Below are 5,567 nucleotides of genomic sequence, written 5' to 3'. Positions count from 1 at the left end.
TGGTGCGGTTGAGTGTTTCATAGTGTTTCGGTGGTCATAGCGTAGGGGAAACGCCCGGTTACATTCCGAACCCGGAAGCTAAGCCTTACAGCGCCGATGGTACTGCAGGGGGGACCCTGTGGGAGAGTAGGACGCCGCCGAACAAATTGTGGGGAAGCCCCCGTGTCTGATGACACGGGGGTTTTCTGCGTTTCAGAGCCAGGGGGAGAGGAAAACGAATCAGAATCCCGCCTTCCCCTGGCGATGGACGTGCTCCGCGGCGGTTACAGCCGTCCCGCCGCCTTCAGGGCCAGATATGCGTCGGCCAGGGCCGGCGCCAGAGTGTCAGGAGTCGCGTCGACCACGGTGACACCGTGCCGGCGCAGTTGTTCCGCGGTGCGCTCGCGCTCGCCGTGGGACTGGGCGGCTGCCGCCGCCTCGTACACCGCGTCCGTCGTGCCGCGTGCCGTGGCCATCTCGGCGATGTACGGATCGGCCACCGAGGCCAGCAGGACGGTGTGGCGCTGGGTTAGCCGAGGCAGGACCGGCAGGAGACCCTCCTCGATCGGCGCGGGATCCAGGGTCGTGAGCAGCACGATCAGGGACCGGCGCGGGGTCGTGCGCAGTGCCGCGGCCGCGAGGCCCCGGGCGTCGGTCTCGACGAGCTCGGGTTCCAGCGTGGCCATCGCGTTGACCAGGGACGGAAGGACATCGCCCGCGGTGCGGCCCTGGACGAGGGCACGAGTGCGGCGGTCGTGGGCGAGGAGCGCCACACGGTCGCCGGCGCGGGAGGCCAGCGCCGCCAGCAGCAGGGATGCGTCCATGGCCGCGTCCAGCCGGGGTACGTCCCCGACCCGGCCCGCGGACGTGCGGCCGGTGTCGAGGACCAGCAGGATGTGACGGTCCCGCTCGGGACGCCAGGTGCGCACCGCGACCGCCGTCTGACGGGCCGTGGCACGCCAGTCGATGGAACGGGTGTCGTCGCCGGGGACGTACTCGCGCAGGCTGTCGAACTCGGTGCCCTCACCCCGCGTCAGGACGCTGGTGCGGCCGTCGAGTTCCCGCAGACGGGCCAGCTTCGACGGCAGGTGCTTGCGGCTGGTGAACGGCGGCAGGACCCGCACCGTCCAGGGCGCCCGGTGGGTGCCCTGACGGGCGAACAGGCCGAGCGGGCCGTAGGAGCGGATGGTGACGCGGTCCGCCACGCGGTCGCCGCGGCGGGTCGGCCGCAGACGGGTCGTCAGGCGGCGGCGTTCGCCCGGGGGGACGCGCAGGCGGTGCCGTGACGCGTCGGGCCCCGTGCCGGGCTGCCAGCTGCTCGGGGGCCAGGCGTCCCGGATCCTGGCGCGCAGCGGGCGCCCGGAGGGATTGGTGACCGTCAGGGTGACGTCGGCGCTGTCGCCGAGGCGGACCGAGGTGTCCCCGGAGCGGGTCAGCCCGAGACGGCGCACGGGTGCGGCCAGGGCGTAGTCGCAGGCGCACGCCACCGCGAGGGGGGCGTTGACGGCGAGGATGCCCGTCCAGCCGGGTTCCCAGATGCCGACGGGGAGGGAGCCGAGGGCCGCGAGGAGGGCGGCGCGTCCGGTGAGTGCCATCAGCGGGGGACGGGGACGTGGGCGAGGACGGCGTTGATGACCGAGTCGGCCGTGACGCCCTCCATCTCGGCCTCCGGGCGGAGCTGGACACGGTGCCGGAGCGTGGGGAGGGCGAGCGCCTTCACGTCGTCCGGGGTGACGTAGTCGCGGCCGGTCAGCCAGGCCCAGGCGCGGGCCGTGGCGAGCAGCGCGGTGGAGCCGCGGGGGGAGACGCCGAGGGTGAGGGACGGCGACTCGCGGGTGGCGCGGCAGATGTCCACGACGTAGGCGGTGATCTCGGGGGAGACCGTCGTCGCGGCGACGGCGGTGCGGGCCGCTTCGAGGTCGGCCGCGGTCGCCACGGGGCGGACTCCGGCGTCCCGCAGGTCGCGCGGGTTGAAGCCCTGTGCGTGGCGGTTGAGGACGTCGATCTCGTCCTCGCGGGAGGGCAGCGGGATCGTCAGCTTGAGGAGGAAGCGGTCGAGCTGGGCCTCGGGCAGCGGGTAGGTGCCCTCGTACTCGACGGGGTTCTGGGTCGCGGCCACCAGGAAGGGGTCGGGGAGCGCGCGGGGGGTGCCGTCGACGGTGACCTGGCGTTCCTCCATGGCCTCCAGCAGCGACGACTGGGTCTTCGGCGGGGTGCGGTTGATCTCGTCCGCGAGGAGGAGGTTGGTGAACACCGGGCCGGGCTGGAAGGAGAACTCGGCGGTGCGGGCGTCGTAGACGAGCGAGCCGGTGACGTCGCTCGGCATCAGGTCGGGCGTGAACTGGACGCGCTTGGTGTCGAGTTCCAGGGTGGCGGCGAGCGCGCGGACGAGGAGGGTCTTGGCGACGCCGGGGACGCCTTCCAGGAGGACGTGGCCGCGGCACAGGAGGGCGACGACGAGACCGGTCACGGCGGGGTCCTGGCCGACCACGGCTTTGGCGATCTCGGCGCGCAGGGCTTCCAGGGAGGCCCGGGCGGCGGCCGGGTCCCCGGTGTGCGCGGCGTTGTCAGTGGTCGGGTCCATCATGGACGGCGTACCTCTCTTTCGAGGGCGTCGAGGTGGTCGGCGAGCTGGATGAGAGCTGCGTCGTCGCCGGGCGGCGGGCCGAACAGCAGCGCGTGCAGGGACTGTCCGTCGCCCCGGAGGTGCGAGGACAGGGCGGGGAGCAGGGCCTCGGGCGCGTGCGCCTGGGAGACGGGGACGCCGACGAGGGGGGCGAGGCGCGTGCGGGTGGCGGAGCGCAGAGCGGAGGCCGCGCGGTCGCGGGCGTCGGCCCGGCGGTAGAGGCGGGCGCGGCCCTCGACGGTTTCGGAGGCGCGGATCGCGACGGGCAGCTTCTCGGGCACCAGCGGGCCGAGCCGCCGGGCGCGCCATAGGGCGGCCAGGGCTGCCGCGATGAAGAGTTGCAGGGTCCCCCAGAGCCAGCCGGAGGGGATCAGGTCGAAGAAGCTGCGCCGTCCGTCCTCGGACGCGGCGGAGGCGTCGGCGAGCGTGGGGAGGTACCAGACGAGATGGGGGCGGGAGCCGAGGAGCTGGAGGGCGAGCGAGGCGTTGCCCTGCTCGGCGAGCTTGTCGTTGAGGAGGATGTCCGGGGAGCCGAGGAGGACGGTGTCGCCGTCGCCGGTGGCGGCCGGGATGCGCAGCAGGGTGGCGAGGCGCTCGCTGGGGTAGCACTCGTCGGCCGCGACGTGGGTGGTGGTGTAGCGGAGGCCGCCGACGTCGGCGCTGCCCGCGCGGCGGGCGGCGGGCAGGGCGCAGTCGGGGGAGAGCGTGGAGTCGAGGCTGGTGGCCGGGGCGGCGGTGACGCCGGGCGCGAGGCGTTCCACGGAGGCGCTGCCGGAGGCGACCAGCACGGTCCGGCCGCCGGCGTCGGCGGTGGCGTCGTGCAGCCGGGCCTGCTGGGACGGGGTCAGCAGGTCGGGGACGGCGACCAGGAGCGTGGTGTCGGGACCGGCCGCGGTGGCGGCGTCCTCCAGGGTGGTGACCACGCGGGTGTCCACGCCGCGGTCGGCGAGGAGTTCGGCGACGGCCCGGCTGCCGTGCGGGTCGGCGGAGCGCGGGTCGAGTGCGCCGTGGCGGGTGTCGGCGCGGACCACGGCGATCACGACGGCACCCACGAGCAGCAGCACCAGCGCGAGGGCGATGCCGCGCGTGCGGGTCCACACCTGGCGGGCGGTGGGCGAGGCCGAGGTGGACGGAAGGGTGGCCTCGGTCGTCATCCGGCTGCTCCCCGGCTGGTGTCGTGGTCCGTGCCGTGGGCGCCGGACGTGCTGCCGGCGAGCCGGGGCCTGCTGCGTTCGAGGTCGTCGTCCAGGCCGGCGATGGCGCGGTACGCCTCCTCGGTCGCGGTGCGGCCGCCGTACGTGACGTCGTCGAAGCCGCGGGCGGCGGCGCGCAGGCGGTCGGTGTGGGCGGGCAGGGCGCGGGCGGCCTCCGTGGCGGCCTCGTCGGCGGTGCGGCCGGGCCGCAGGTCGAGCAGGGCGCGTTCCTCCAGGGAGCGCACGATGGCCCGCATGCGTTCCTGGACGGCCTGGTTCCAGTGGCCCTGGGCGGCGTGCGCCTCGGCGGCGGCGCGGTGTTCGGCGGCGCTGCGGGGCCGGTCGTCGAACAGGGCGGGCGCGGAGACCGGCTGGCGGCGCGGGGTGCCCAGGCGCCACCACAGGGCGCCCACGACGGCGATGACGGCGGCGATGACGACGGTCAGGCCCAGGGTGCCGCCCGGGGTGGCGGTGGAGGCGGCCTCGAAGAGGTCGCCCACCCAGTCCCAGAAGGCGTTGAGGGCCTTGTGGAACCAGCTGGGGTCGTTCTCGTGGTACATGCGCTTGGACAGTTCGCGCCGGGCGGCCTCCCGCGCGGGGTCGCGCGGGAGGGTGACGGGCGGTTCGTCGCCGCCCGCCAGGATGCGTACGGCGGTGCCGGTGGCCGTCGGCAGCGCCTGGACCGATGTGAGGACTCCCCCCGCGGTTATCACCCTGTCAGCCCCCCGGGGTGGCGTCGGGGCCGGGGCCGTGGAGGCCGGCGGCGCGGGCCAGGTCGAGGTCGAGGGCCTCGCGGCGGATGCGCTGGTCGATGTAGAGCAGCACGGTGACGCCGGCCGTGATCGGGAAGGTGATCGTGCGGCCGATGACCGAGCCGATGCCGCTGATGATCAGGAACGTCCAGCCGAAGTTCCCGCCGGCGCTCTCCAGGAAGCCGGTGACGCCGTCTCCGCTGAAGGCGCTGGCGATGAGGGTGAAGGGGATGACGATGATCGACGCGACGAGGCCGCTGAGGAGGGCCGCCAGCACCTGGATGCCGAACACGCGCCACCAGGCGCCGCGGACCAGCTTCGCGGAGCGGCTCAGCGCCTTGACGATGCCCTGCTTCTCGAGCATCAGCGCCGCCGAGGACAGCGAGAAGCGGACCATGAGCCACACGGCGACGACGGCGGCGCCGAGGAGACCGAGGACGGTGAGGGCGATGGCGGCCCCACCGCCGCCGCCCGCCAGGCCCACCAGCAGGCCGGGCAGCGCGCCGACGGTGACGACCGCGGCGGTGATCAGCAGCAGCAGGCACATCAGGCCCAGCAGCCGCAGGAGCTGGGGACGGGCGTCGCGCCACGCCTCACCGAGGGTGACCGGCCGGCCGAGCACGGCGCGGCTGGTGACGGTGGTGAGCAGGGCGGTGGCGGCGACGGTGCCCAGCAGCACGATCACGTAGAGCACGACCGAGCCGAGCATCAGGTCGCCCAGGACGCCGGTCAACTCGCTGAGGGTGGCGTCCGGGTCCTCGAGGATCGCGGTGTTGCCGCTGTCCAGGGCCAGACCCTGGACGAGGACGCCGATGACCTCGGTGATGACGGCGACGGTCAGCGAGATGCCGAGGATGGTGCGCCAGTAGGTGCGCATGGTGGAGACGGCGCCGTCCAGGATCTCGCCGACGCCCAGCGGGCGCAGCGGGATGACGCCGGGCTTCGCGGCGGGCGGGGGCCCGCCCCAGCCGTGGCCCCAGCCGCCCGGTCCGCCGACGGGTCCGCCGCCGGGCGGGG

General features: G+C 74.5%; 5 protein-coding genes and 1 rRNA gene. 1 reads left to right on the top strand and 5 read right to left on the bottom strand.

The annotated features are described in order from the left end of the window. Positions 1 to 26: 26 nt before the first annotated feature. A 5S ribosomal RNA gene (gene rrf / locus G3I53_RS14075) occupies positions 27 to 143 on the top strand. A 120-nt stretch (positions 144 to 263) separates the two neighbouring features. On the opposite strand, the gene G3I53_RS14070 is transcribed toward rrf, so the two are convergent. The 5 genes from G3I53_RS14070 to G3I53_RS14050 all read right to left on the bottom strand — a co-directional run. Further along, the gene (locus tag G3I53_RS14070) at positions 264 to 1,574 is read right to left on the bottom strand and encodes a DUF58 domain-containing protein (protein ID WP_164334124.1); all 1,311 of its coding nucleotides are present in this window, start codon (positions 1,572 to 1,574) and stop codon (positions 264 to 266) included. Then, positions 1,574 to 2,563, bottom strand: coding sequence for a MoxR family ATPase (locus G3I53_RS14065; RefSeq protein WP_203591825.1), 990 nt, complete (start codon positions 2,561 to 2,563; stop codon positions 1,574 to 1,576). Before G3I53_RS14065 ends, G3I53_RS14070 begins: the two co-directional genes overlap by 1 nt. Continuing rightward, entirely contained in the window at positions 2,563 to 3,759 is a 1,197-nt protein-coding gene (locus G3I53_RS14060) for a DUF4350 domain-containing protein (RefSeq protein ID WP_164438395.1), read from the bottom strand. Before G3I53_RS14060 ends, G3I53_RS14065 begins: the two co-directional genes overlap by 1 nt. Then, positions 3,756 to 4,472: a DUF4129 domain-containing protein gene (locus G3I53_RS14055; protein WP_203617069.1), complete on the bottom strand. Its 717-nt coding sequence runs from the start codon at positions 4,470 to 4,472 to the stop codon at positions 3,756 to 3,758. Before G3I53_RS14055 ends, G3I53_RS14060 begins: the two co-directional genes overlap by 4 nt. A gap of 43 nt (positions 4,473 to 4,515) precedes the next feature. After that, positions 4,516 to 5,567, bottom strand: a 1,052-nt coding sequence (locus tag G3I53_RS14050) for a hypothetical protein (protein ID WP_164438391.1), incomplete at its 5' end; no start/stop codon positions are given.

Origin of the sequence: Streptomyces sp. SID14436 (assembly GCF_010548465.1) — a bacterium.
In the GTDB taxonomy this organism is placed as follows: domain Bacteria; phylum Actinomycetota; class Actinomycetes; order Streptomycetales; family Streptomycetaceae; genus Streptomyces.
This window is presented reverse-complemented; position numbering and strand designations above follow the sequence as displayed.